This is a genomic window from Sphingomonas pituitosa NBRC 102491, from assembly GCF_001598435.1.
GTDB lineage: Bacteria > Pseudomonadota > Alphaproteobacteria > Sphingomonadales > Sphingomonadaceae > Sphingomonas > Sphingomonas pituitosa.
The window spans coordinates 103,966-126,377 of record NZ_BCYY01000005.1 but is presented as its reverse complement, the minus strand read 5'-3'; the positions used below and the strand labels follow the sequence as shown (position 1 = coordinate 126,377).

Annotated in this window: 22 protein-coding genes; 11 read left to right on the top strand and 11 right to left on the bottom strand. The window is 68.3% G+C overall.

Features of this window, described 5'->3' with window-relative positions:
* Positions 1-15: 15 nt before the first annotated feature.
* The gene (aguB, locus tag SPI01S_RS06780) at positions 16-864 is read right to left on the bottom strand and encodes an N-carbamoylputrescine amidase (protein ID WP_066720135.1); all 849 of its coding nucleotides are present in this window, start codon (positions 862-864) and stop codon (positions 16-18) included.
* 221 nt (positions 865-1,085) lie between these two features.
* Between aguB and SPI01S_RS06775 the strand changes: the two genes are divergently transcribed.
* A complete protein-coding gene (locus tag SPI01S_RS06775; protein WP_066720133.1) occupies positions 1,086-2,909 on the top strand; it encodes a methyl-accepting chemotaxis protein in 1,824 nt (607 codons plus the stop codon).
* A 15-nt stretch (positions 2,910-2,924) separates the two neighbouring features.
* Here the strand turns inward: SPI01S_RS06775 and SPI01S_RS06770 are convergent, their stop codons facing one another.
* The 5 genes from SPI01S_RS06770 to queG form a co-directional block, all read right to left on the bottom strand.
* Complete coding sequence (locus SPI01S_RS06770; protein WP_066720130.1) at positions 2,925-3,275, bottom strand: DUF3147 family protein; 351 nt, start codon at positions 3,273-3,275, stop codon at positions 2,925-2,927.
* Positions 3,272-4,249 (bottom strand): agmatine deiminase family protein, encoded by a 978-nt coding sequence (locus SPI01S_RS06765; protein ID WP_066720127.1) that lies wholly within the window; start codon positions 4,247-4,249, stop codon positions 3,272-3,274. The genes SPI01S_RS06770 and SPI01S_RS06765 overlap by 4 nt, the downstream gene beginning before the upstream one ends.
* A 183-nt stretch (positions 4,250-4,432) precedes the next feature.
* Complete coding sequence (locus SPI01S_RS06760; protein WP_066720124.1) at positions 4,433-6,067, bottom strand: M28 family metallopeptidase; 1,635 nt, start codon at positions 6,065-6,067, stop codon at positions 4,433-4,435.
* A gap of 106 nt (positions 6,068-6,173) precedes the next feature.
* Positions 6,174-6,788, bottom strand: a complete 615-nt coding sequence (gene rpsD, locus SPI01S_RS06755) for a 30S ribosomal protein S4 (RefSeq protein WP_066720121.1) — start codon at positions 6,786-6,788, stop codon at positions 6,174-6,176.
* Between the two features lie 146 nt (positions 6,789-6,934).
* Positions 6,935-8,080, bottom strand: a complete 1,146-nt coding sequence (gene queG, locus SPI01S_RS06750) for a tRNA epoxyqueuosine(34) reductase QueG (protein WP_066720240.1) — start codon at positions 8,078-8,080, stop codon at positions 6,935-6,937.
* 41 nt (positions 8,081-8,121) lie between these two features.
* Between queG and SPI01S_RS06745 the strand changes: the two genes are divergently transcribed.
* Positions 8,122-9,048, top strand: a complete 927-nt coding sequence (locus SPI01S_RS06745; RefSeq protein WP_066720118.1) for an ABC transporter ATP-binding protein — start codon at positions 8,122-8,124, stop codon at positions 9,046-9,048.
* Complete coding sequence (locus SPI01S_RS06740) at positions 9,045-10,253, top strand: ABC transporter permease (RefSeq protein ID WP_157084587.1); 1,209 nt, start codon at positions 9,045-9,047, stop codon at positions 10,251-10,253. The genes SPI01S_RS06745 and SPI01S_RS06740 overlap by 4 nt, the downstream gene beginning before the upstream one ends.
* A gap of 36 nt (positions 10,254-10,289) precedes the next feature.
* On the opposite strand, the gene SPI01S_RS06735 is transcribed toward SPI01S_RS06740, so the two are convergent.
* Positions 10,290-10,553: a hypothetical protein gene (locus tag SPI01S_RS06735; protein ID WP_066720115.1), complete on the bottom strand. Its 264-nt coding sequence runs from the start codon at positions 10,551-10,553 to the stop codon at positions 10,290-10,292.
* Positions 10,554-10,606: 53 nt separating this feature from the next.
* On the opposite strand from SPI01S_RS06735, the gene rpiB reads away from it, so the two are divergent.
* From rpiB to SPI01S_RS06715, 4 genes are read left to right on the top strand one after another with little or no spacing between them, the layout of a single operon-like run.
* On the top strand, positions 10,607-11,059 hold the full coding sequence (gene rpiB / locus SPI01S_RS06730) for a ribose 5-phosphate isomerase B (protein ID WP_066720113.1): 453 nt from the start codon (positions 10,607-10,609) through the stop codon (positions 11,057-11,059).
* Complete coding sequence (gene glyA / locus SPI01S_RS06725) at positions 11,056-12,363, top strand: serine hydroxymethyltransferase (protein ID WP_066720111.1); 1,308 nt, start codon at positions 11,056-11,058, stop codon at positions 12,361-12,363. The genes rpiB and glyA overlap by 4 nt, the downstream gene beginning before the upstream one ends.
* Positions 12,364-12,840 (top strand): transcriptional regulator NrdR, encoded by a 477-nt coding sequence (gene nrdR, locus SPI01S_RS06720; protein ID WP_066720104.1) that lies wholly within the window; start codon positions 12,364-12,366, stop codon positions 12,838-12,840. It begins immediately after the preceding gene.
* Entirely contained in the window at positions 12,837-13,559 is a 723-nt protein-coding gene (locus tag SPI01S_RS06715) for an RNA methyltransferase (protein ID WP_066720101.1), read from the top strand. Before nrdR ends, SPI01S_RS06715 begins: the two co-directional genes overlap by 4 nt.
* A gap of 171 nt (positions 13,560-13,730) precedes the next feature.
* On the opposite strand, the gene SPI01S_RS06710 is transcribed toward SPI01S_RS06715, so the two are convergent.
* Both SPI01S_RS06710 and SPI01S_RS06705 read right to left on the bottom strand, forming a co-directional pair.
* Positions 13,731-15,455: a DEAD/DEAH box helicase gene (locus tag SPI01S_RS06710; protein ID WP_066720098.1), complete on the bottom strand. Its 1,725-nt coding sequence runs from the start codon at positions 15,453-15,455 to the stop codon at positions 13,731-13,733.
* 69 nt (positions 15,456-15,524) lie between these two features.
* Positions 15,525-15,704, bottom strand: coding sequence for a hypothetical protein (locus tag SPI01S_RS06705; RefSeq protein ID WP_066720095.1), 180 nt, complete (start codon positions 15,702-15,704; stop codon positions 15,525-15,527).
* A gap of 146 nt (positions 15,705-15,850) precedes the next feature.
* Here SPI01S_RS06705 and SPI01S_RS06700 point away from each other — a divergent pair, with 146 nt between their 5' ends.
* The 3 genes from SPI01S_RS06700 to SPI01S_RS06690 all read left to right on the top strand — a co-directional run bounded on the left by SPI01S_RS06700 (position 15,851) and on the right by SPI01S_RS06690 (position 18,932).
* Positions 15,851-16,063, top strand: coding sequence for a hypothetical protein (locus SPI01S_RS06700; RefSeq protein WP_066720093.1), 213 nt, complete (start codon positions 15,851-15,853; stop codon positions 16,061-16,063).
* Between the two features lie 107 nt (positions 16,064-16,170).
* Positions 16,171-17,943 (top strand): SLC13 family permease, encoded by a 1,773-nt coding sequence (locus SPI01S_RS06695; protein WP_066720091.1) that lies wholly within the window; start codon positions 16,171-16,173, stop codon positions 17,941-17,943.
* 14 nt (positions 17,944-17,957) lie between these two features.
* Positions 17,958-18,932 (top strand): quinone oxidoreductase family protein, encoded by a 975-nt coding sequence (locus SPI01S_RS06690; protein ID WP_066720082.1) that lies wholly within the window; start codon positions 17,958-17,960, stop codon positions 18,930-18,932.
* Between the two features lie 175 nt (positions 18,933-19,107).
* Here SPI01S_RS06690 and SPI01S_RS06685 read toward each other — a convergent pair whose 3' ends face one another.
* The gene (locus tag SPI01S_RS06685; RefSeq protein ID WP_084253299.1) at positions 19,108-19,491 is read right to left on the bottom strand and encodes a hypothetical protein; all 384 of its coding nucleotides are present in this window, start codon (positions 19,489-19,491) and stop codon (positions 19,108-19,110) included.
* Between the two features lie 81 nt (positions 19,492-19,572).
* Here SPI01S_RS06685 and SPI01S_RS06680 point away from each other — a divergent pair, with 81 nt between their 5' ends.
* Complete coding sequence (locus SPI01S_RS06680; RefSeq protein ID WP_066720078.1) at positions 19,573-20,571, top strand: adenosine kinase; 999 nt, start codon at positions 19,573-19,575, stop codon at positions 20,569-20,571.
* Positions 20,572-20,796: 225 nt separating this feature from the next.
* Here the strand turns inward: SPI01S_RS06680 and SPI01S_RS06675 are convergent, their stop codons facing one another.
* The gene (locus SPI01S_RS06675) at positions 20,797-22,350 is read right to left on the bottom strand and encodes an amino acid permease (RefSeq protein WP_066720075.1); all 1,554 of its coding nucleotides are present in this window, start codon (positions 22,348-22,350) and stop codon (positions 20,797-20,799) included.
* Between the last annotated feature and the right edge of the window lie 62 nt (positions 22,351-22,412).

The window sequence follows — 22,412 nt, the reverse complement described above, 5'->3', positions numbered from 1 at the left end:
GCCGGAGCCTTCCGGTCAGATGTCCTGCACCAGCCGGCCGTACAGTTCCGGCCGGCGATCGCGGAAGAAGCCGAAGGCCGCGCGGTGGCGCTTCACCCGATCGATGTCGAGCGTCGCGGTGATCACGCCTTCTTCCGTGCGGTCCAGCTCGGCGAGGATGTCGCCGCGCTCGTCGGTGATGAAGCTGGTGCCGTAGAAGGTCTGGCCATGTTCGGTGCCGACGCGGTTGGCGGCGATCACCGGCACCACGTTCGATACCGCATGGCCCACCATCGCCCGGCGCCAGAGCCGGGCGGTATCCAGGCTGTCGTCATGCGGCTCGCTGCCGATTGCGGTAGGGTAGAAGAGCAGCTCGGCGCCCATCAGCATCATCGCGCGCGCGGTCTCGGGGTACCATTGATCCCAGCACACGCCCACGCCCAGCTTGGCGCCGGGGCCGTCCCACACCTTGAAGCCGGTGTTGCCGGGGCGGAAGTAGAACTTCTCCTCATAGCCCGGGCCATCGGGGATGTGGCTCTTGCGGTAGACGCCCGAGACCTTGCCGTCCGGGCCGATCATCGCGAGGCTGTTGTAATGGTGCGGGCCATCGGCTTCGAAGAAGCTGGTGGGAATGTGGATGGCCAGCTCGGCGGCGAGCGCCTGCATCGCCAGCACCGCCTTGTGCTCGGTCACCGGCTTGGCGTTCGCGAACAGGCCCTCGTCCTCGACGCGGCAGAAATATTCGCCTTCGAACAGCTCGGGCGGCAGCACGACCTGCGCGCCGCGTCCGGCCGCTTCGCGGACCAGTTCCGTCACGCGGGCGATGTTCGCATCGATATCGTTCGAGAAGGCGAGCTGGAGCGCGCCGACAGTGATCTGGGTCATGCGGCGCCATATAGTCGATGCGGTCGCCAAATCCAGCGCCGCACAAAGGCCCTGCGCGCGACGCGCTCCCGCGAGGATCCGCATAAATGCGAAGCCTTCCAGGCATGGAAGCCGCAGGGGCGCTATAAGGCCGAGGGGGCAGGACGCAACCGGGGCATGGCAGCACCGCATGCCCTCAGGCGCCCGGCTCCGTCGATCGGCCTCCTGCATGAGACGCATTCATGACGATTAAGCAGAAACTCCTCGGTTGCCTTGCACTGTTCGGTGTCGCCACGCTGTTGCTGGTCGGCGTGGGCTATTGGTCCGCCCGCTCCAGCGAGCGGGCGCTGTCGACGCTGCTCGCCGATCGCGTAATGCCGCTGCGCCAGCTGAAAGTGGTCGCGGACCGCTATGCGGTGCAGATCGTCGATACGGCGCACAAGGCGCGCAACGGCAATATCGGTTTCCCCGACGCGACCAGGAATGTCGCGGAGGGTAGCGCGGAGCTGCACAAGGCCTGGGCAGCCTATCGCCAGACCGAGATCGCCGGCGAGGAAAGCAAGCTCGCGGCCGAGGCGGAATCGCGCATGAAGGTCGCCGACGACAAGGTCGATCGGTTGAGCGGGATCCTGCGCGCCGGCGATGCCGCAGCGCTGGACGGGTTTGTCCGCAACGAGCTCTACCCCGCCATCGATCCGGTGTCGGAATCGATCAACCAGCTGGTCGACCTGCAGATCAAGATTTCAGAATCGGTCGCCACCGAGGCGCAGGCGGCCGCCGGCCTTGCGCGCCTGTGGATGGCGGCGCTGGGGCTCCTGGCGGGCGCGGTACTGGTCGTCTCGTTCCTCACCATCACCCACAAGGTGATCGCGCCCATTCGGCGGCTCGCGCAGATCATTGTTGAACTCGGCCGCTCGTCCGGCGAGGCGACGCTGCCGCATCTGGAGCAGCAGGACGAGATCGGCGACATCACCCGTTCGGTCGACAGCTTCCTGAACGCCGCGATCGCCAAGGAGCGCGACCGCGCCGCCGCTGCCGCCGCCGAGCAGACCACCGTCACCAGTGCGCTCCGCGACAGTCTGGCAGCGCTCAAGGCGGGGGATCTCACCCGCCCGGTCACTGCCCATTTCCCGCCGGCCTATGCCGAGCTGAAGAGCAACTTCAACGAGGCGCTGGACAATCTGCGCACGCTGATCGGCACCGTGATCCAGAGTGCAAAGGGCATCAGCAGCGGCTCGGTCGAGATCGCGCGCGCCTCCGAAGATCTTGCCCGCCGCACCGAAAGCACGGCGGCCTCGCTTGCTGAAACCTCGTCGTCGGTCGGTGAGATCGATGGCCGGCTGAAGGCGACCGCTGCCGCCGCGGGCAACACGGTCGAGCGGGCCAATGGCGCGATCCGGACGGTCGAGGGCGGCCGCGCCATCACCGACGAGGCGGTGCAGGCGATGGGCCGGGTGGCAGACAGTGCCAAAGGCATCGACAGCGTTATCGAAGGGCTCGACAAGATTGCCTTCCAGACGCGCGTGCTGGCGATGAACGCCGCGGTGGAGGCGGGGCGTGCCGGCGAGGCCGGCCGTGGCTTCGCCGTGGTCGCGGACTTGGTGTCCGCGCTGGCGATGCGCGCCGAGGAAGAAGCCAAGCGCGCCCGCGACCAGCTGACCGTCACCCAATCCGAAATCGGCACCGCCGTGGAGGCGGTGCAGAAGGTCGATGGTGCGCTTTCGAACATCTCGGAGGACGTTGCGCAGGTCCACCAGTTGCTCGGCGGCATGGCCACCGACAACAATGCCCAGGCCGCCGCGATCGTGCAGGTGACGACGGCGGTCCACACCATGGACAGCGCGACCCAGCAGAACGCGGCGATGGTCGAGGAAACTTCGGCGGCGGCGCGTAACCTGTCGAACGAGACGCGGCTGCTCAGCGACCAGGCGTCCAGGTTCCGCGTGTCGGGCGGCGGCGAGTCGCTCCAGGGCAGGTTCGCGACGCCGCCCGCCGAGGCGCGGCCGTTGCCCGCCGCCGCGGTCCGCGCGATGACGCGCGAGGCGGAGGAGTGGTCGAGCTTCTGATAGACCGCGAGCGGCTCAGAGCGTGATGCCGAAGCGGGCGAGTGCAGCCGCGGTCAGCAAGTACAGCAGGATCGTCAGCACGATGCCGGCTAGCAGGGCGGGCGCGAAGCCCGTCCCCCCGCGCAGCAGCGCCGGCACCAGCAGGAACATCGGCAGCGAGGGCAGGACGTACCAGAAGGTTGCCTGGAGATGGTCTGCCACCCGCACCGTGTCGTGGGTGTCGCGCCACAGCCACACGACCCCGAGCAGCGAGATCAGCGGCAGCGACGCGACCAGCGCGCCGAACGCGGGACTGCGCCGGGCGATCATCGCCACGGCGGCGATGATCAACCCGGAGAGCAGCGCGCGGACGGCGAAGGCGGTCATCCGATCGTCGGGATCTGCTGCGAAATGCAGTGGAAGCTGCCACCGCCGGTGAGGATGTGATCCGCCCGCTGGCCGATGATCGTTCGGCCCGGGAACAGGTCCTTCAGCGTCTCGATCGCCGCGTCGTCATTGGGCTGGCCGTAGAGCGGCACCACCACCGCGGCGTTGCCGATGTAGAAGTTCATGTAGCTGGCCGGGATCGCTTCATCATCCTCGTCCATCACCGCGCCGGGGGACGGCATGCGGACGATATCGACGCCGAACGCCTCGGCCCGCGCGACCGCATCGGCATAGATCGCCGCATTGGGATCGTCTTCGGTCGGGGTCGGGATCAGCAGCCGGTTGGGGCCGACGAAGCGGGCGAGATTGTCGACATGGCCGTCGGTATGGTCGTTGGCGAGCCCTTCGCCCAGCCACAGCACGCGGCTGTAGCCGAGGTCTGCCGCCAGCTTGGCCTCGATCGCGGCCCGATCGAGTTCCGGGTTGCGGTTGGGGTTGAGCAGGCACTGCTCGGTCGTGACGCAAAGCCCGGTGCCGTCGCCGTCGATCGCGCCGCCTTCGAGCACCCAGCCATGTGCACGGGTCGGAAGCTTGCGGTGGGCGGCGAGACGGGCGCCGATCGTGTCGTCGCCTTCCAGGTCGTACTTGCCGCCCCAGCCGTTGAAGCCGAAATCCTGCGCGACACCGTCGCCGGTGACGATGCCGGCGGTGTCGCGCAGCCAGATGTCGCCGAACCGCTCGGTCACGACCTCGGCGGCGTCGCCGGCCATCGCCCTGGCGGCTTCGGCGGCGGCTTCATCGGCGGCGACGAGGATCACGCGCTCGCCGCGACCTTCGGCATGGACGGCGCGGGCGAAGGCTATCACTTCCTCGCGGGCGGGCTCGAGGTCTTCGACCCAGAGGTCGCCATGGCTGGGGAAGCCGATCCAGACCGCGTCGTGCGGCGCCCATTCGGGGGGAGGGGTACGAGTCATGCCGCGGGCTTTAGACCTGTCTGGTGACAGGGAAAAGGCCGAGCATCTTTCCATCCCTACGGCCGTCATCCCGGCGAAAGCCGGGATCCATTCGCCGCTCGGTATCAGCAGGAGCCGCGACGGGGACCCCAATGGATCCCGGCTTTCGCCGGGATGACGGAAATGGGGTAAGGGCGGGTCGCCTTACTGCCCCGCCCGCGCCTTGTCGCGAATGCTGCGAAATTCGGCGTCCTTGAACCAGTTGGGCCAGTTGCTGCCCTCGGCCAGTTCGCGCCCGAGACCATAATAGATCCGCAGGTCCGACAGCGCGCCGTCCCAGTTCCACTTGGGATCATATTCGTCCTGCGGCTTGTGGTAGCGCTGGTCGGTATAGTCTTCCGCCGCCTTGGCGCCTGCCGCCTTGCCGCCCACCACCAGATCGTCGCCGCTCTCGCCATAGAGCATCGGCACGCCGAGCTTGGCGAAGCTGAAATGGTCGGAGCGATAGTAGCTGCCCTTTTCCGGCGTCGACTCGATGCCGATCACGCGGCCCTCGGCGGCGACCAGCGGCTTCACCAGCGTCTCCAGCTCGGACTTGCCCGCGCCGACCAGCACGAAATCCTTCGCCTTGCCGTGGATGTTGAGCCCGTCCATGTTCACGCCGCCCACGGTCTTCGCCAGCGGATAGACCGGGTGCTCCGCATAATATTGAGAGCCGATCAGCCCCTGTTCCTCGGCGGTCACCGCCAGGAACACCATGCTGCGCTTGGCCGGGCCTGCCTTGGCATTGGCTTCGGCGAGTGCGACAAGCCCGGCGGTGCCGGTGGCGTTGTCGACTGCGCCGTTGCAGATGTCGTCGCCGTTCACCGGCTTGCAGCGGCCGAGATGGTCCCAGTGTGCCGAGAACAGCACGACCTCGTTGGGTCGCGCCGTGCCGGGCAGGATGCCGACGACGTTCTTCGATGCCTGGCGCTTGATGCCGACGCCGAAGCTCGCCGAGGCCTTCACCCCCAGCGGCACGGCCTTGAAGCCCTTGCGCTTTGCCGCCTCGACCAGCGCGGCATAGTCCTTGCCGGCGCTGGCGAAGAGCGCGCGTGCGGCATCCTGCTGGATCCAGCCGATCAGCTGCGACTGGTCGGCGTGGTCGCCGGGCGTGTCCTGCTCCAGCTTGGGGCCGCCCCAGCTGCTCTCCACCACGCCCCAGCCATAGGCCGCCGGCTCGGTATCGTGGATGATGATCGCGCCGGCCGCACCCTGGCGGGCGGCTTCCTCATATTTGTAGGTCCAGCGGCCATAATAGGTCATCGCCCGCCCGCCGAACGGGCCGTCGAGGCTCATCGTCTGCCAGTCGGGATCGTTGATCAGGATGACGACCGTCTTTCCCTTCACGTCGAGGCCGGCATAGTCGTTCCAGCCGCGCTCGGGCGCGTTGATGCCGTAGCCGACGAACACGACCTCGCTGTCCCTGAGGTCGATCTTCGGGGTGACGCGGTAGGTGGAGAACACCGCCTCGCTGCCATAGGCGAGCGATACCGGCGTCTTGCCGCCGGTGAAGGCAAGCTTGCTGGGCGCCTGTACGCTGAGTTCGACCAGCGGCACGTCCTGCACCCACTGGCCCTTGTTGCCGGGCTTGAGGCCGGCCTTCTGGAAACGCTCGATCAGATAGGCGATCGTCTTGTCCTCGCCCGCGCTGGTCGGCTTGCGCCCCTCGAACGCGTCGGACGACAATGTCTCGGTAACGGTCTTCAGCGTGTCGAGCGAGAGAGCGGGGGCGTTGGTCTGCGCCTGGGCGGCGGCAGTGGTCGAGAGCAAGGCAAGGGCAAGCAACGAGAAGCGCATGGAATTCCTCCTGGTGCGCCCGTTCTGCGGATTCGCGGCGAACCGCACAACGAAAAAGGGCGGCCCCGAAGGACCGCCCCGTTTCTCGTTCCGCAAGGAAGCCGAATTAGCGCGAGTAGAACTCGACGACCAGGTTCGGTTCCATCTTCACCGGGTACGGCACTTCGTCGAGCGTCGGCACGCGGGTGAAGGTGACCTTCGCCGCGCCGTCCGGAGCGACATAGTCGGGGATGTCGCGCTCGGCGAGGCTCTGCGCTTCCATGACCAGCGCCATTTCCTGTGCCTTGCCGCTCAGGCTGATTTCCTGGCCCGGCTTGATGCGACGCGAACCGATGTTGCACTTCTCGCCGTCGACGCGGACGTGGCCGTGGTTGACCAGCTGGCGGGCCGCGAAGATCGTCGGCGCGAACTTGGCGCGGTAGACGATCATGTCGAGGCGCTGCTCGAGCAGGCCGATCAGGTTCTGACCGGTGTCGCCCTTCATCTTCGAAGCGTCCTCGTACGAGCGCTTGAACTGCTTCTCGGTGATGTCGCCGTAATAGCCCTTGAGCTTCTGCTTGGCGCGCAGCTGGATGCCGAAGTCCGACATCTTGCCCTTGCGGCGCTGGCCGTGCTGACCCGGGCCGTATTCGCGCTTATTCACCGGGGACTTCGGACGACCCCAGATGTTTTCGCCCATGCGGCGATCGAGCTTATGCTTGGCGCTGGAGCGCTTCGACATATAAAATCCTTTACCAATTGCTGTGACGTTGACCCGGGCGGCGAACCGTCCTGATCGCGATCCCGGTTTCGCCTGTGCTTCTCTTGTGAGAAAAGCGCAGGGCTGCCGCTTCACCGGGGTGCGGAGCCAATTGCGAAGGGGCGCGCCTAGCGGGGAGGGGCGGGGGAGTCAAGCCCGTCCCACTCCGCACCAACCTGCGGATCGGCTTCCCCGCCGGCACGGGCGACGCGCGCTTCCTGCCAGCGGGCCTGGTCCAACCGCGCCAGCGCCCAGATGGCGGCGCCGCGCACGACCGGGGCGGGATCGTCGAGCAGCGCCAGCACCGGCGGCACCAGCCGCGCGCTGCCGCTGTTCCCGGCAGCGATCAGGCAATTGCGCACCATCCGGTCGCGGCCGATCCGCTTGATCGGCGAGCCCGCGAAGACCGCGCGGAAGCCGGCATCGTCCAGCGCCAGCAGATCGGCGAGATAGGGCACGGTCAGCTCGGCGCGGGGATGGAAGGCAAGGTTCGCCTGCGCGGCGGCGGCGAACTTGTTCCACGGGCACACCGCCAGGCAATCGTCGCAGCCATAGATGCGGTTGCCGATCGCTTCGCGGAAGGCGAGCGGGATCGGCCCCTTGTTCTCGATCGTCAGGTAGGAGACGCAGCGGCGCGCATCGATGCGGTACGGCGAGGGGAAGGCGTTGGTGGGGCAGGCGGTCTGGCAGGCGTCGCAGCTGCCGCAACCGCCGCCGCTCGGGCCATCCGATGCCAGGTCGAGCGTCGTGTAGATCGCGCCGAGGAACAGCCAGCTGCCATGGCTGCGGCTCACCAGATTGGTGTGCTTGCCCTGCCAGCCGAGTCCGGCGGCTTCGGACAGCGGCTTTTCCATCACCGGCGCGGTATCGACGAACACCTTCACGTCCGCGCCCGGCGCCTCGGCCACCAGCCAGCGCGCGAGCTCCTTCAGCCGGCGCTTGACCACGTCGTGATAATCGGCCCCCTGCGCATAGACCGAGATGCGGCCGACCTCGCTTTCGCTCGCCAGCGCCAGCGGGTCGGTGGCGGGGGCGTAGCTCATGCCGAGCGCGATCACGGAGCGCACCTCCGGCCACAGGCCTTTCGGGCTGCCGCGCTGCTCGGCACGTTCCTCCATCCACAGCATGTCGCCATGCGCACCCTCGTCCAGCCATTGGCGCAGCCGCGCGGCGGTTTGCGGCGCGGCATCGGCATGCGCAATGCCACACGCCGCGAAGCCGATCTCCGCCGCCTTTGCCTTCAGCCTTTCTGCGATGGACTTGTCTTGCCGCACGCGCACCCGCTACCACGTTGGGATCGCAAGGGGGAGGCAAAGTGCAGGAACTCGCCGTCAGTGCCTCCGGGCTGGTCAAGCGTTTCGGCGAGCGGCGCGCCGTCGACGGTGTCGGCATCGCCGTGCCCAAGGGCCTCATCTACGGCGTGCTCGGCCCCAACGGCGCAGGCAAGACCACGACGCTGCGCATGCTGCTCGGCATCATCGAGCCCGACGAAGGCGAGCGCACGCTGCTCGGCAGCCGCCATCCGCGCGACATGAGCGACCATGTCGGCTATCTCCCCGAGGAGCGCGGCCTCTACCCCAATATGAAGTGCCGGGAGGCGATCGCCTTCATGGGTGCGCTGCGGGGGTTGCCCTGGGCCACCGGCCGCAAGCGTGCGGGCGAGCTGCTGGAAGGCGCCGGGCTCGGTCACGCCGCCGACGACAAGATCCGCAAGCTCTCCAAGGGCATGGCGCAGCTGGTCCAGCTGCTGGGATCGGTGGTGCACGAACCCGAACTGCTGGTGCTCGACGAACCCTTTTCTGGGCTCGACCCCGTCAACCAGGAGCGACTGGAACTGCTGATTCGCGGCCAGCGCGATCGCGGGGCCACGATCCTCTTCTCCACCCATGTCATGGCGCACGCCGAGCGGCTGTGCGAGCGGATCTCGGTGATCGCCGGGGGCAGGGTGCGATTCGAGGGCACAGTGGACGATGCGCGCGCGCTGCTGCCACTTCGCGCCCGCTACACGCCGCACCATGATGCCGATGCGATCGCCGCGATGCTGCCGGCCGATGCGGTGCGCGAGGGCGGAAGCTGGCGCTTTACCGTGCCCGATGGCGGCATCGAGGCGCTGCTCGTCCGGCTGATCGATGCCGGGCACGGCATTTCCGGCCTGTCGATCGAGCGGCCGGGGCTGCACGACGCCTTTGTCCGCATCGTCGGAGCCGAGGCGCTGGCCGATCAGCCGGAGACGATCGCATGATGCCGCGCTTCCTCCGCCAGGCGCTCACCATTGCGCGGCGCGACCTCACCGCGACCGTGATGACGCCGACCTTCCTGCTCTTCCTGCTAAGTCCGCTGCTGATGATCGGCTTCGGCGTGATCGGAGGGCTTAGCGGCCAGGCGGCGAGCAGTGCCGGCGAGGCGCGGCAGCAGATCGTCGCCATTGCCCCGCCGGGTCAGCATGATGCCTTGCGCACCGCCGATCGGGAGCTCCGCAGCGTCTTTACGAGAGACTCTGCGCGGCCAGGGCTGCGGCTGGAAAAGCCGGAGGCAGAGCCGGCGCGGCAGGCGCGCACTCTGTTCGATTCCGATACGATCGAGGCTGCAGCAGTGCTCTACGGCCCGCTCGATCATCCGACGGTGCTGCGCAGCGCCGGGGCCGAAGCCGAGGGGCGGTATCTTGCTGCACTGGCCGTGCAGACGCTGCGGGCGGAACATGCGCCCGGCACCCGCAGCACGCCGCGGTTCGAGACCGTCATCCGCGACGCGCCGACCGTCAGCGGGCGGGGGCAGGCGGCCTATTTCTCCACCTTCGCCATCTTCCTCGTCACGCTGATGCTTTCCGGACAGGCCGTCGGCGCGATGGCCGAGGAGCGGTCGAACAAGGTGATCGAGATCCTCGCTGCGGCGGTGCCGCTGGAGAGCGTGTTCTTCGGCAAGCTGCTGGGGGCGTTCGGGTCAGCGCTGCTGTTCGTGGCCTTTTGGGGTACCTTGATCGCCAACCTGCCGCGGCTGCTGCCGGGCGACGCGGCGGGGGTGCTGTCGAGCCTGAGCGTGGCGGTGGGGCCGATCTTCCCGCTGCTGCTGATCGGCTATTTCGTCATGGCCTATCTGCTGCAGAGCGCGGTGTTCCTGGGCGTGGGCGCGCTCGCCTCGACCCAGCGCGAGATCCAGATGCTTTCGCTGCCGATCACCATCTTCCAGTTCGCGATGTTCGGCATGGCCTCCTACGCCGCCGGCAATCCCGAGAGCTGGGTGGCGATCGCGGCCGAGATCGTGCCGTTCAGCTCACCGATGGCGATGGCGGCGCGGGCGGCGAACGCGCCCGATCTGTGGCCGCACGCGCTCGCCTTCGCCTGGCACGCGCTGTGGGTGGCGATCACGCTGACGATCGCGGCGCGGCTGTTCCGGCGCGGTGTGCTCAAGTCGGGCAGCCCGAAGCGGACGAAGCGGGCAGCGGCGTGATCAATCCCCCTCCCGCAGGCGGGAGGGGGCATTCGCTCAATGCGCTGCGTCGTCGATTGCGTCGCCGGTGCGGTCCACGCCGTTGGCCAAGGCGTCGCCGGTATCGTCGGCCCCCTCGCGGATTGCCTTGCCGGCCTTGTCGAGACGGTTCTCGATCTGGGCGCCGATGCGATCCGCTGCGTTGCTCGCCGAGTCGCTTGCCCGATCGAGCGAATTGTCGACGCGGTCCTCGGTGTTCGGCGAGCAGGCGGCGAGGCCCAGCGCGAGGGCAGGCAACAGAAGGGACAGAGTCTTCGGCATATGGTCTCCTGGGTGTCTAGCCAGCGGGCGCACACGCGCGTAGAGGGCGCGCCATGTCACATCGCATCGCCCTCGCGTCGGATCACGCCGCGTACGAACTGAAGGCAGAACTCGCCGATTGGTTGCGCGCAGCCGGTCATGACGTGCTCGACCTGGGTACGAACGGCCCGGAGAGCGTCGACTATCCGGATTATGGATTCCGCCTCGGCAACGCGATCGAAGCGGGTGAGGCGACTTTCGGCGTGGCGCTGTGCGGATCGGGCATCGGGATCTCGATTGCCGTCAACCGCAACCCCGCGGCGCGCTGCGCGCTCGTATCCGAGCCGCTTTCGGCCAGCCTTGCGCGCCAGCACAACGATGCCAATGTCATCGCACTTGGCGCGCGGCTGATCGGCATCGAAATGGCCAAGGCCTGCGTCACCAGTTTTCTCGAAACGGCTTTCCTCGGCGACCGGCACCAGCGCCGCGTCGAGAAGCTGAGCAACCCCGAAAGGAGCCCCGCATGAGCACCAACCCCGTTACGGCAGGCCTGCAGCCGGATGGCTTCTTCACCAAAACGCTCGCCGAAGTCGATCCGGCGGTGTTCGCCGGCGTCGAGCACGAAATGGCGCGCGAACAGTATCAGATCGAACTGATCGCCTCGGAAAACATCGTCTCCAAGGCGGTGCTCGAGGCGCAGGGCTCGGTGTTCACCAACAAGTACGCCGAGGGCTATCCCGGCAAGCGCTACTACCAGGGCTGCCACCCGTCCGACGAGGTGGAGCAGCTGGCGATCGATCGCGCCAAGCAGCTGTTCAATTGCGGCTTCGCCAACGTCCAGCCGCACTCGGGCGCGCAGGCGAACGGTGCGGTGATGCTCGCGCTGACCAAGCCCGGCGACACGATCCTCGGCCTCAGCCTCGATGCCGGCGGCCACCTGACCCACGGCGCCCGCGCGGCGATGAGCGGCAAGTGGTTCAACGCGGTCCAGTACGGCGTGCGCCCGGACGATCACCTGATCGACTATGACCAGGTCGCAGCGCTCGCCCGTGAGCACAAGCCGAAGCTGATCATCACCGGCGGTTCGGCCTATCCGCGCCAGATCGACTTCGCCCGCTTCCGCGCGATCGCGGACGAGGTCGGCGCGATGTTCATGGTCGACATGGCGCACTTCGCCGGCCTGGTCGCCGGCGGCGTGCACCCGACGCCGTTCGGCCATGCGCATGTCGTCACCACCACCACGCACAAGACGCTGCGCGGTCCGCGCGGCGGCATGATCATGACCAATGACGAGGCGATCGCGAAGAAGATCAACTCGGCGGTGTTCCCGGGGCTGCAGGGTGGCCCGCTGATGCACGTGATCGCCGCCAAGGCGGTCGCGTTCGGCGAGGCGCTGCAGCCGGAGTTCAAGAGCTATGCCGCGGCGGTCGTCGAGAACGCCAAGGTGCTGGCGGCGACGCTGAAGGAGCGCGGTGCGAACCTCGTTTCGGGCGGCACCGACACGCACCTCGCGCTGGTCGACCTCACCCCGCTGGGCGTGACCGGCAAGGACGCCGACGAGGCGCTCGAGCGCGCGGCGATCACCTGCAACAAGAACGGCATCCCCAACGATCCGCTGCCGCCGATGAAGACCAGCGGCATCCGCGTCGGTTCGCCGGCGGGCACCACCCGCGGCTTCGGCCCGGCCGAGTTCCGCGAGATCGGCAATATGGTCGCCGACGTGCTCGAGGGCCTGCGCACCAAGGGCGAGGCGGGCGACGCCGCGGTCGAGGCCGATGTGAAGGCCCGCGTCCGCACGCTGTGCGAACGCTTCCCGATCTACGGCGGCTAAGTGCGCTGCCCATTCTGTTCGAATGAAGCCAGCCAGGTAAAGGATAGCCGCCCCACCGACGACGGGGCGGCGATCCGCAGGCGCCGGCAGTGCGAGGCGTGCGGCGCGCGCTTCACCACCTTCGAGCGCATCCAGCTGCGCGACCTGACGGTCGTGAAGAGCGGCGCCAATGGAATCGAGGGGCGCCGCGAGCCGTTCGAGCGCGAGAAGCTGATGCGTTCGGTCTCCACAGCCTGCCGCAAGCGCCCGATCCAGCCGGCGCAGATCGAGCGGCTGGTCTCCGGCATCCAGCGCCAGCTGGAAACGACGGGCGATAGCGAAATCCCCTCGCAGCGCATCGGTGCGCTGGTGATGGAGGCGCTCAAGGGTCTCGATTCGGTGGCCTATATCCGCTTCGCCAGCGTGTATAAGGATTTCCGCGAGGCGAAGGATTTCGAGGAATTCGCCGGTAACGTCAGCGAGGTCGGCAAAAGTTGAATTCCCCCGTGATCGTGCTCGTCCGCCCGCAGCTGGGCGAGAATATCGGCAAGGCCGCGCGCGCCATGCTCAACTTCGGGCTGACCGAGATGCGGCTGGTTTCCCCCCGCGACGGCTGGCCGAATCCCTCGGCCGGGCCGGCGGCGAGCGGCGCCGACATCGTGCTCGAAAAGGCGCAGCTGTTCGAGAGCGTCGCCGATGCGGTGGCGGATTGCACGCACGTCTATGCCACCACGGTGCGCAAGCGTGGCGTGACCAAGCCGGTGGTGACGCCCGAGGTTGCCGCGCGCGAGATCCACGGCGCGCCGACGCGCAGCGCGATCCTGTTCGGGCCGGAACGCTCGGGGCTGGAGACTGACGATGTGGCGCTCGCCCGCACGATCATCACCGTGCCGATCAACCCCGAATTCGGGTCGCTGAACCTGGCCCAGGCGGTGATCCTGGTCGCCTATGAATGGTCGAAGCATGTCGGGCTGGAAAGCCCGCCTTTGGTCGACCTGGAGCCGCCGGCCCCGCAGGAGGAACTGGACGGGATGATTGGCCAGCTCGATGCGATGCTGGACGAGTCGGGCTATTATTTCCCGCCCGACCGGGTGCCGTCGACCAAGCGGACGCTGCGAACCCTGCTTACCAAGCCACGCTGGTCGAGCCAGGAAGTGCGGACGCTGCGCGGGGTGCTCTCGGCGCTCGACGGCAGGAAGCGCCACCGGGCGGAATAGCGGCCGACCTTGCCCCCGTCATTCCGGCGAAAGCCGGAATACATTGGGGTCGCCGGTTCGGCTCCTGCGGTGGCGGAGTAGCGAATGGATCCCGGCTTTCGCCGGGCTGACAGCTTGAATGAGAAGCCGGCGGCTCCCCCTCTCCGCGATGGGAAGGGGAGCGTCGTTACCTCAGCGCCCGCGCGGCGGGCCCTTGCGGAAGCTCGGCTTGGGGCCGGCGCCGTTGCCGCGGTTCGACGGCGGACCGCGACGCACCGGGCCATCGGCACGCGCCGACGGCTGCGGCGCACCCTGGGCGGCCTCGATGCGGATGCCGTCGTCGTCGTCGCCCGCGGTGCGCGCGAACTTGTCGACCGCTGCCGCGAACTTCGCTGCCAGCGGAGCCGGGATCTGGAAGTGCGTCTCGTTCGCCGCGATGCGGATCGCGCCGACCTCGTTGCGGGTGATGTGGCCACGGCGGCAGATCAGCGGCAGGATCCAGCGCGGATCGGCATTCTGGCGACGGCCGATATCCATGCGGAACCACACCGTGTCGTCGAAGCCGGGGCGATGACGCTCCTGCTGCGCAGCGCGGCGCGCCTCGGGGGTCGCTTCGATCAGTTCCTCGGGCTCGGGCAGCTGCGAGCGGTGCGCGCGGACCAGCGCGGCGGCGATTTCGGCCGGGGTCTTCTCGGCGAGCAGGCGCTCGGCCAGTGCCACGTCCTCCTCGTCGGTCTCGATCGGCTGGAGCAGCGCGGCGATCAGGCGCTCGCGATCGGCAGCACGGATCTGGTCGACGGTCGGCGCTTCGATCCACACGGCCGGAATGCGCGCACCCTGCAGCATCTGCTCGACGCGGCGGCGGCGCGGATAGGGGACGATCAGGACCGCGGTGCCCTTCTTGCCGGCGCGACCGGTACGGCCCGAACGGTGCTGCAGCGTCTCGGCATCGCGCGGCAGTTCGACGTGGACGACGAGCGTCAGCGTCGGCAGATCGATGCCGCGCGCGGCGACGTCGGTAGCGACGCAGACGCGCGCACGACGATCGCGCAGCGCCTGCAGCGCATGGTTGCGCTCGGACTGGGAATGCTCGCCGGAGAGTGCGACGGCCGCGAAGCCGCGCTCCATCAGGCTGGCGTGGAGATGGCGGACATTGTCGCGCGTGGCGCAGAACAGGATCGCCGTCTCCGCCTCGTGCAGGCGCAGCAGGTTGATCACGACATGCTCGATATCGGCCGGGGCGACCGTGACCGCCTGATAGGCGATGTCGCCGTGGCCGCGATCGTCGCTCTTGGTGGCGATCTGGAAGGCGTTGCGCTGGTAGCGCTTGGCGAGCGCCACGATCGGGCGCGGCATCGTCGCCGAGAACAGCAGCGTGCGGCGGCCTTCGGGCGTCGCGTCGAGGATCGCTTCGAGCTCCTCGCGGAAGCCCATGTCGAGCATCTCGTCCGCCTCGTCGAGCACGGCGGCGCGCAGGCTGGAGAGGTCGAGCGCGCCGCGCTCGAGATGGTCGCGCAGACGGCCGGGGGTGCCGACGACGATGTGCGCGCCGTGGTTGAGCGTGCGACGCTCCTTGGAGGCGTCCATGCCGCCGACGCAGGTGGCGACGCGCGCGCCGGCCGGGCCGTACAGCCAGATCAGCTCGCGGCTGACCTGCAGCGCGAGCTCACGCGTCGGCGCGATGATCAGGGCGAGCGGTGCGCCGGCGGGCGGCAGCATCTCGGCATCGCCGAGCAGTTCCGGTGCCATGGCGAGGCCGAAGGCGACGGTCTTGCCAGAGCCCGTCTGGGCGGAGACGATCAGGTCGCGCCCGGCGGCCTGCTCTTCCAGGACGGCGGACTGGACCGGGGTCAGCGTGGAATAGCCACGCTGTTCCAGCGCCTCGGCGAGGCGCGTCGGGAGATTCGAAATAGACATTGAGACCCTAAAAAATGGGGCTACGCGCGGCGCACCGCAAGCCCGTACGACATTGGCAGGCGCGCCCCTCTAACCTCGCGCGCGATCGATGAGCCAGACGGCGAGCGTGAGGGCAAGCCCCACCGCCAGTCCGGCCAGCAGCCCCGTCGTCGCTTGTCCGCGTAGGGCTCCGGCCACTGCGCCGACGAGAATACTCGCCGTCAACAGGAAGCCGCCGGCCATCGGCGAGCGCGAGGAGGTGGACTGCATGGGGCCCCTTGCCACAATTTCGCGCCCTGCGCCACCCCGACGCATGGTTTCCCGATCGTTCACCAGCATCGTCCACCGGAGGGGAAGGGAAACGGGCGTATCAGGCTGGCACGGGCTAGGGGGCTCGCCCTTGTGTTGGAGTTGCAATGGACGTCTATCCCTATCTGAGCGATCGGGACGAAGTGCACGACGCGGCGGATCTGATTCGGCGCTTCGGCCACGCAGCCTGCGGCGAAGCCGCGGCGCGTGCCGAGGCGAGCCGCGATCTCGGCAACGTCGTCCATTTCTGTCGCTGGCGCCAGATCGAACGGCTGGTGGTGCTGCTCTCCGTGCCCAAGGTGCTGGGGACGGTCCACTAGGTTTCGTCCGCTTTTTCGTTCCCGTCCCGCAAGCGGGCAGGAGGTATCGGCCGGACCTAACATTCCTCCACCGCGTTCCATCCTCGCACTCCTTTTGCGAGGTCCGTTTGACCACTCCCCAGATTCTGTCGCTCGTCGTGCTGGCCGGCATGATGCTGCTCTTCGTCTGGGGGAAGCTCCGCTACGACATGGTCGCGGTGCTGGCGCTGCTCGCCGCGCTGGCGGTGGGGGTGGTGAAGCCGAAGGAGGCGTTCACCGGCTTTTCCGACGACATCGTCATCATCGTCGCCTCGGCGCTCGTGCTATCCGCCGCCGTGCAGCGCTCGGGCGTGATCGAGCGGGCGATGCTGCTGCTCCAGCGGCGGGTGACGCGGGTGCGATCGCAGTTGCTGCTGCTCGCCGCCAGCGTCGGCTTCGCCTCGGCGCTGGTCAAGAATATCGGCGCGCTGGCGATGATGATGCCGGTCGCGTTCCAGATGGCCAAGCGCTCCAAGGCCTCGCCCGCCACCTTCCTGATGCCGATGTCGTTCGCCTCGCTGCTCGGCGGGCTGATCACGCTGATCGGCACCTCGCCCAACATCATCGTCAGCCGGGTGCGCGAGGAGATGATGGGCAAGCCGTTCGGCATGTTCGACTATGCGCCCGTGGGCCTGGGGCTGACCCTGGTCGGCCTGGTCTTCCTGCGCTTCGCCTATCGGCTGATCCCGCGCGATCGCCGCGCCGCGCCGACGCTGGGCGAGGCGATGGACATCGAGGATTACATGACCGAAGCTGCGGTGCCCGAAGGTTCTGCGGCAGTCGGCGAAACCGTTTCGGCATTCCGCGAGCGGCACGATCACGCCGTGGCGGTCACCACCATCCTGCGCGGCGGCATCCGCAGCACGCCGTTTCCCGACAACCATCTTCGCGCCGAAGACGTGCTGATCCTCACCGGCGCGCCCGACGATCTCGAGCGGGTGATCGCCACCGACGCGCTGCTGCTGGAGGGGCAGGACCGCGCCCAGCCCGACGGCAGCACCGGCGAAGTCGGGGTGATCGAGGCGGTGATCGGCACCGACTCGACCCTGATCGGCCGCACAGCCGGGCGGCTCGGCTTGCACGAGCGGTTCGGCGTCAACCTGATCGCGGTGTCGCGCCAGGGCGAGCGGCTGTCCGCCCGGCTCGGCGATATCGAGCTGCGCGCGGGCGACGTGATCGTGCTGCAGGGCCCGCTCGACCTGTTGTTCGAGCGGCTGGGCGAACTCGGCTGCCTGCCGCTCGCCCAGCGCGAGTTGCGGCTGGGGAGCGCGCGGAAAGGCCTGTTGCCGCTCGCGATCCTCGCCGTCGCGATGGCGGCGACGGCGACCGGCTATGTGCCCGTGGCGGTCGCGTTCTTCGCGGCGGCGGGGCTCACCATCCTGCTCGGCGCGCTGCCGGTGCGCGAGGCCTATGAGCATATCGAATGGCCGATCCTGGTGATGCTCGGGGCGCTGATCCCGGTCAGTGATTCGCTGCGCACCACCGGCGCCAGCAAGGTGATTGGCGATAATCTCGGCCATCTCGCCGCGACGCTGCCGCCCTGGGGCGCGGTCGCGCTGATCCTCGCGGCGGCAATGGCGGTGACGCCGTTCCTCAACAACGCCGCGACCGTGCTGGTGATGGCCCCGATCGCCGCGACCTTTGCGGGCGAGCTCGGCTATCGGCCCGAAGCGTTCCTGATGGCGACGGCGGTGGGCGCGGGCTGCGACTTCCTCACGCCGATCGGCCACCAGTGCAACACGCTGGTGATGGGGCCGGGCGGCTACCGGTTCGGCGATTATGCGCGATTGGGGGCGCCGCTGTCGTTGCTCGTCTTGATCGTCGGCACAGGACTGATCATGGCCGTCTGGCCGGTGCATTGAGAGATGGAGTTTCCATGGAACAGATGATTCGCTTCGAGCAGACCGGCGGCCCCGAAGTCCTGCAGTGGGTCGAGGTCGATCTGCCCGAACCCGGCCCCGGCGAAGTGCGGCTGCGCACCGAGGCCGCGGGGCTCAATTTCATCGACGTGTATCACCGCACCGGCGTGTACCCGGCGCAGCTGCCCTCGGGCATCGGCGTCGAGGGTGCGGGGGTGATCGAGGCGGTGGGTGAGGGCGTCACCGGCTTCGCGGTCGGCGACCGCGCGGCGACCTTCGGGCCGGCGCTCGGTTCCTACGCCACGGCGCGCAACCTCAAGGCCGACAGTCTGTTCAAGCTGCCCGAGGAGATCAGCAGCGAAACCGCCGCCGCGGTGCTGCTCAAGGGCTGCACCGTCGAGTTCATGATCGAGCGCGCCGCCAAGGTGCAGCCGGGCATGACCGTGCTGGTCCACAGCGCCGCCGGCGGCGTCGGCCAGATCGCGGTGGCGTGGCTGAAGGCGATCGGCGCCACGGTGATCGGTACGGTCGGCCACCAGGCCAAGGTGGACAAGGCGCGCGCGGTCGGCTGCGACCATGTGCTGCTCTCGCGGCAGGACGATGTCGGCGCGCGGGTGCGCGAGATCACCGGCGGCGCCGGCGTGCCGGTGGTGCTCGACGGCATCGGCAAGGCGACCTGGGAGGCCTCGCTGGCGGCGACCGCGCGACGCGGGCTGATCATCAGCTATGGCAATGCCAGCGGATCGGTGGAGGGCGTGAAGCTGGCCACGCTCAACCAGCATGGCTCGCTGTTCGTCACCCGGCCGAAGCTGTTCGACTATTACGTCACGGCCGAAGAGCGCGCCGCCGGTGCCGCGCGGCTGTTCGCGATGTTGGAGAACGGCGCGGTAAAGCCGGAGATCGGCCAGCGGTTCGCGCTGCAGGATGCGGCGGAAGCGCACCGCGCGATCGAAGGCGGCCAGACGACGGGGTCGACGATCCTGCTGCCATAGATCGCTATTTGCCAGTGGAGGCGGAGAAGCCGACACGGCTTAAGAAAACGTCATCCCCGCGGAGGCGGGGATCCATTGGCGCTGATGGTGTGGTTCATTTTCCCAGCGGCCCGGCAAATGGATTCCCGCCTTCGCGGGAATGGCGGTGGATTTGTTGCGCGGCAGAACGCCGCCCTTACTTCCGCTTGGTCAGCGCCGCGACGCAGCTCGCCTGGTCGAGCGGGCTTCCGTCGCGCTGGCGGGCGTCGACCCAGGTGACGGTCGCCGCCCCGTTGCCGCGCTCGGGCGGATAGAGATAGGCGTCGAGCACGCAGATCGGGCCGACGAACTGCAGCTTGTGGCCCTTGCCTTCGCTCACGTCGAGCCGCGGCTGGCCGAATCGGGCGATCAACTGCGGCGCGCTGAGCCCGCGCACCGGCGCGAGGTTCGCCGGCTGATCGGGCACCGGCACCCGGCCCGGCACGGGCAGCGGCCCGGCCGGGCGCGCGCTCGGCACCGTGCCCGAACAGGCGGCGAGCAGCAACGCGACGAACGGCGCGGACGGCTTGGCGATACGCATGGCGTTCAAACGGCTTTCCCTTGGTTGCACTCTTTGCGGCCTCTCTCTACGGCGACGCCAATTCAATTGGAGCCCCAAACCTTGACCAATCCCAGCTTTGACGTGGTCGCGATCGGCAATGCCATCGTCGACATCCTCGCCCAGGCCGACGACGCCTTCATCGATTCGATCGGCGTGCCCAAGGGTTCGATGCAGCTGATGTTTTCGCCCGAAGAGGCCGACGCGCTCTACGCCAAGATGGGCCCGGGCCGCGAGGTTTCCGGCGGCTCGGCGGCGAACACCGTGGCGGGCATCGCCGCGCTCGGCGGGAAGGCAGCGTTCATCGGCCAGGTCGCCGACGACCAGCTCGGCGGCGTCTTCGCGCACGACATCCGCGCGGCGGGCGTGCATTTCGACACCGCCGTCCGCCCGGGCCAGCCGACCACCGCGCGCTGCCTGATCTTCGTGACGCCGGACGGCCAGCGCACGATGAACACCTTCCTTGGTGCCTCGCAGTTCCTGCCCGCCACGGCGCTGGACGAGACGATGATCGCCAATGGCGCGATCCTCTATCTCGAAGGCTATCTGTGGGATCCGGAAGAGCCGCGCGCCGCGATGCGCAAGGCGATCGACATCGCCCGCGCCGCCGGCCGCAAGGTCGCCTTCACCCTCTCCGACGTGTTCTGCATCTCGCGCCACGGCGACGATTTCCGCAAGCTGATCGAGGACGGGCTGATCGACATCCTGTTCGCGAACGAGGCCGAGCTGCTGGCGCTGTGCGCGCATGAGGATTTCGAAGCGGCGGTGCAGCACATCCATGGCAAGGTGCCGCTACTCGTGGTCACCCGCAGCGAGAAGGGTGCGATGGCCCTCCAGGGCGACGAGCGGGTCGAAGTTCCCGCCGAGCCGATTTCGGCGCTGGTCGACACCACCGGCGCGGGCGACATGTTCGCCGCCGGCTTCCTGCACGGCCAGGCGCAGGGCAAGGGCCTGGAAGACTCGCTCCGCCTGGGCGCGATCTGCGCGGCGGAGATCATCCAGCATTATGGCGCGCGCGCGGAAAAGGACCTGAAGGCGCTCGCCGCTGCCAAGGTGGGCTGAGCCAAGCGACCTCCCCCTCACCCTTCCGCCGCTTCGCGGCTCCCTCCCTCTCCCACAACGGGAGAGGGAGCGTAGGTCCAACTCCCTCTCCCCTTGTGGGAGAGGGAAGGGGCCCGCCGCCAAAGGCGGTGGGAAGGGTGAGGGGGACACTAGACACTGCCTAAATGAAAAGGGCCGGAGGATCGCTCCTCCGGCCCTTTTCATTTGTCCGCTGCGATCCGGGGATCAGGCGTCCTTGTAGCCCGGCGTGTGCGCGTCGCCGATCGGCGGCACCGGCTGGGGCGGCGCATCGGCGTCGGTTTCCGGCACGTCGATCAGCCCGCGGCCGACATGGCTGCGCGAACGGCTATAGGCGTAATAGACCACCAGGCCCACCGCCGCCCAGCCGAAGAACAGCGCGATCGTGGGACCCGACAGGCTGATGAACAGATAGGCGCAGCCCGCGATCGCGATCGGCGCGGTCACCATGATCGCCGGGGTGCGGAACGGGCGGTGGCGGCTCGGATCGGTCCGGCGCAGCACCAGCACCGCGATCGACACCGCGGCGAAGGCGAACAGCGTGCCGGAATTCGACACGTCCGCCAGCAGGCCCACGGGGAAGAAGGCAGCGAACAGCGACACGAAGATGCCGGTGAGGACCGTGATCACGTGCGGCGTGTGCCACTTGGGGTGCACGCGCGAGAAGAACTCGGGCAGCAGGCCGTCGCGGCTCATCACGAAGAAGATGCGGGTCTGGCCGAACATCATCATCAGGATGACCGAGGGCAGCGCGATGATCGCCGCGGCACCTACCAGCCAGCCGAGGAACGGATGGCCGATCGAACGCAGCGTCCAGGCGAGGGCTTCCTTCGAGCAGACCACCGCCTGCTCGGACATCGCCGCGCAGGCCTGCGACAGCGCCGGCGTACCGGGCGACAGCACTTCGCCGGCAGGACCATGGACCGGCTGCGCGCCGACGGTGCCGATCACGCCCGAGGCGACCAGCATGTAGAAGATGGTGCAGATCGCGAGGCTGCCGATCAGGCCGATCGGCATGTTGCGCTGCGGGTTCTTGGTCTCCTCGGCCGCGGTCGAGACCGCGTCGAAGCCGACATAGGCGAAGAAGATCGAGGCCGCGGCACCCGAGATGCCGGCGAAGCCGAGCGGCGCGAACGGCGTGAACTGGCCGGTCTTCAGCACCGGCAGCGTGACCACCACGAACATCGCCAGGGCGAGGATCTTGATGCCGACCAGCACCGCATTGACCGAGGCGCTTTCCTTGGTGCCCTTCACCAGCAGCGCGGTGACGATCGCGGCGACCGCCATCGCGGGCAGGTTGATCATGCCGCCGTCGAACGGCCCGCGGATCAGCTGCAGCGGCACGACGATGCCGAAATTATGCTGGATGAAGCCCATCATATAGCCGGACCAGCCGACCGAGACGGCCCCAGCCGCGATGGCATATTCGAGGATCAGCGCCCAGCCGACCATCCAGGCGACCAGCTCGCCCATCACGGCGTAGCTGTAGGTGTAGGCGGAGCCCGAAACCGGCACCATCGCGGCCATTTCGGCGTAGCAGAGTGCGGCCACCGCGCAGACGAAGCCGGCGATCACGAACGAGATCATCATGCCCGGCCCGGCCTTTTGCGCGGCCTCGGCGGTGAGCACGAAGATGCCGGTGCCGATCACCGCGCCGATGCCCAGCATGGTCAGCTGGAAGGCGCCGAGCGAGCGGTGGAGCGATTTCTTTTCTGCTGTCGCCAAAATGGCATCGAGAGGCTTTACGCGCCCGAATATCATTGCATGGACCCCTTCGCGGCGAACGTTGCGCCGCCCCCAAATTGGTAAAGGCGCGAGCCTAG

Bases quoted from the DNA above. Each gene is read 5' to 3' on its own strand.
- SPI01S_RS06675 (WP_066720075.1), bottom strand. From the start codon at position 22,350: ATGATATTCGGGCGCGTAAAGCCTCTCGATGCCATTTTGGCGACAGCA.
- SPI01S_RS06700 (WP_066720093.1), top strand. From the start codon at position 15,851: ATGGACGTCTATCCCTATCTGAGCGATCGGGACGAAGTGCACGACGCG.
- SPI01S_RS06760 (WP_066720124.1), bottom strand. From the start codon at position 6,067: ATGCGCTTCTCGTTGCTTGCCCTTGCCTTGCTCTCGACCACTGCCGCC.
- SPI01S_RS06685 (WP_084253299.1), bottom strand. From the start codon at position 19,491: ATGCGTATCGCCAAGCCGTCCGCGCCGTTCGTCGCGTTGCTGCTCGCC.
- SPI01S_RS06765 (WP_066720127.1), bottom strand. From the start codon at position 4,249: ATGACTCGTACCCCTCCCCCCGAATGGGCGCCGCACGACGCGGTCTGG.
- SPI01S_RS06690 (WP_066720082.1), top strand. From the start codon at position 17,958: ATGGAACAGATGATTCGCTTCGAGCAGACCGGCGGCCCCGAAGTCCTG.
- SPI01S_RS06740 (WP_157084587.1), top strand. From the start codon at position 9,045: ATGATGCCGCGCTTCCTCCGCCAGGCGCTCACCATTGCGCGGCGCGAC.
- rpiB (WP_066720113.1), top strand. From the start codon at position 10,607: ATGTCACATCGCATCGCCCTCGCGTCGGATCACGCCGCGTACGAACTG.
- SPI01S_RS06735 (WP_066720115.1), bottom strand. From the start codon at position 10,553: ATGCCGAAGACTCTGTCCCTTCTGTTGCCTGCCCTCGCGCTGGGCCTC.
- aguB (WP_066720135.1), bottom strand. From the start codon at position 864: ATGACCCAGATCACTGTCGGCGCGCTCCAGCTCGCCTTCTCGAACGAT.
- SPI01S_RS06710 (WP_066720098.1), bottom strand. From the start codon at position 15,455: ATGTCTATTTCGAATCTCCCGACGCGCCTCGCCGAGGCGCTGGAACAG.
- glyA (WP_066720111.1), top strand. From the start codon at position 11,056: ATGAGCACCAACCCCGTTACGGCAGGCCTGCAGCCGGATGGCTTCTTC.
- SPI01S_RS06775 (WP_066720133.1), top strand. From the start codon at position 1,086: ATGACGATTAAGCAGAAACTCCTCGGTTGCCTTGCACTGTTCGGTGTC.
- SPI01S_RS06770 (WP_066720130.1), bottom strand. From the start codon at position 3,275: ATGACCGCCTTCGCCGTCCGCGCGCTGCTCTCCGGGTTGATCATCGCC.
- SPI01S_RS06705 (WP_066720095.1), bottom strand. From the start codon at position 15,704: ATGCAGTCCACCTCCTCGCGCTCGCCGATGGCCGGCGGCTTCCTGTTG.
- rpsD (WP_066720121.1), bottom strand. From the start codon at position 6,788: ATGTCGAAGCGCTCCAGCGCCAAGCATAAGCTCGATCGCCGCATGGGC.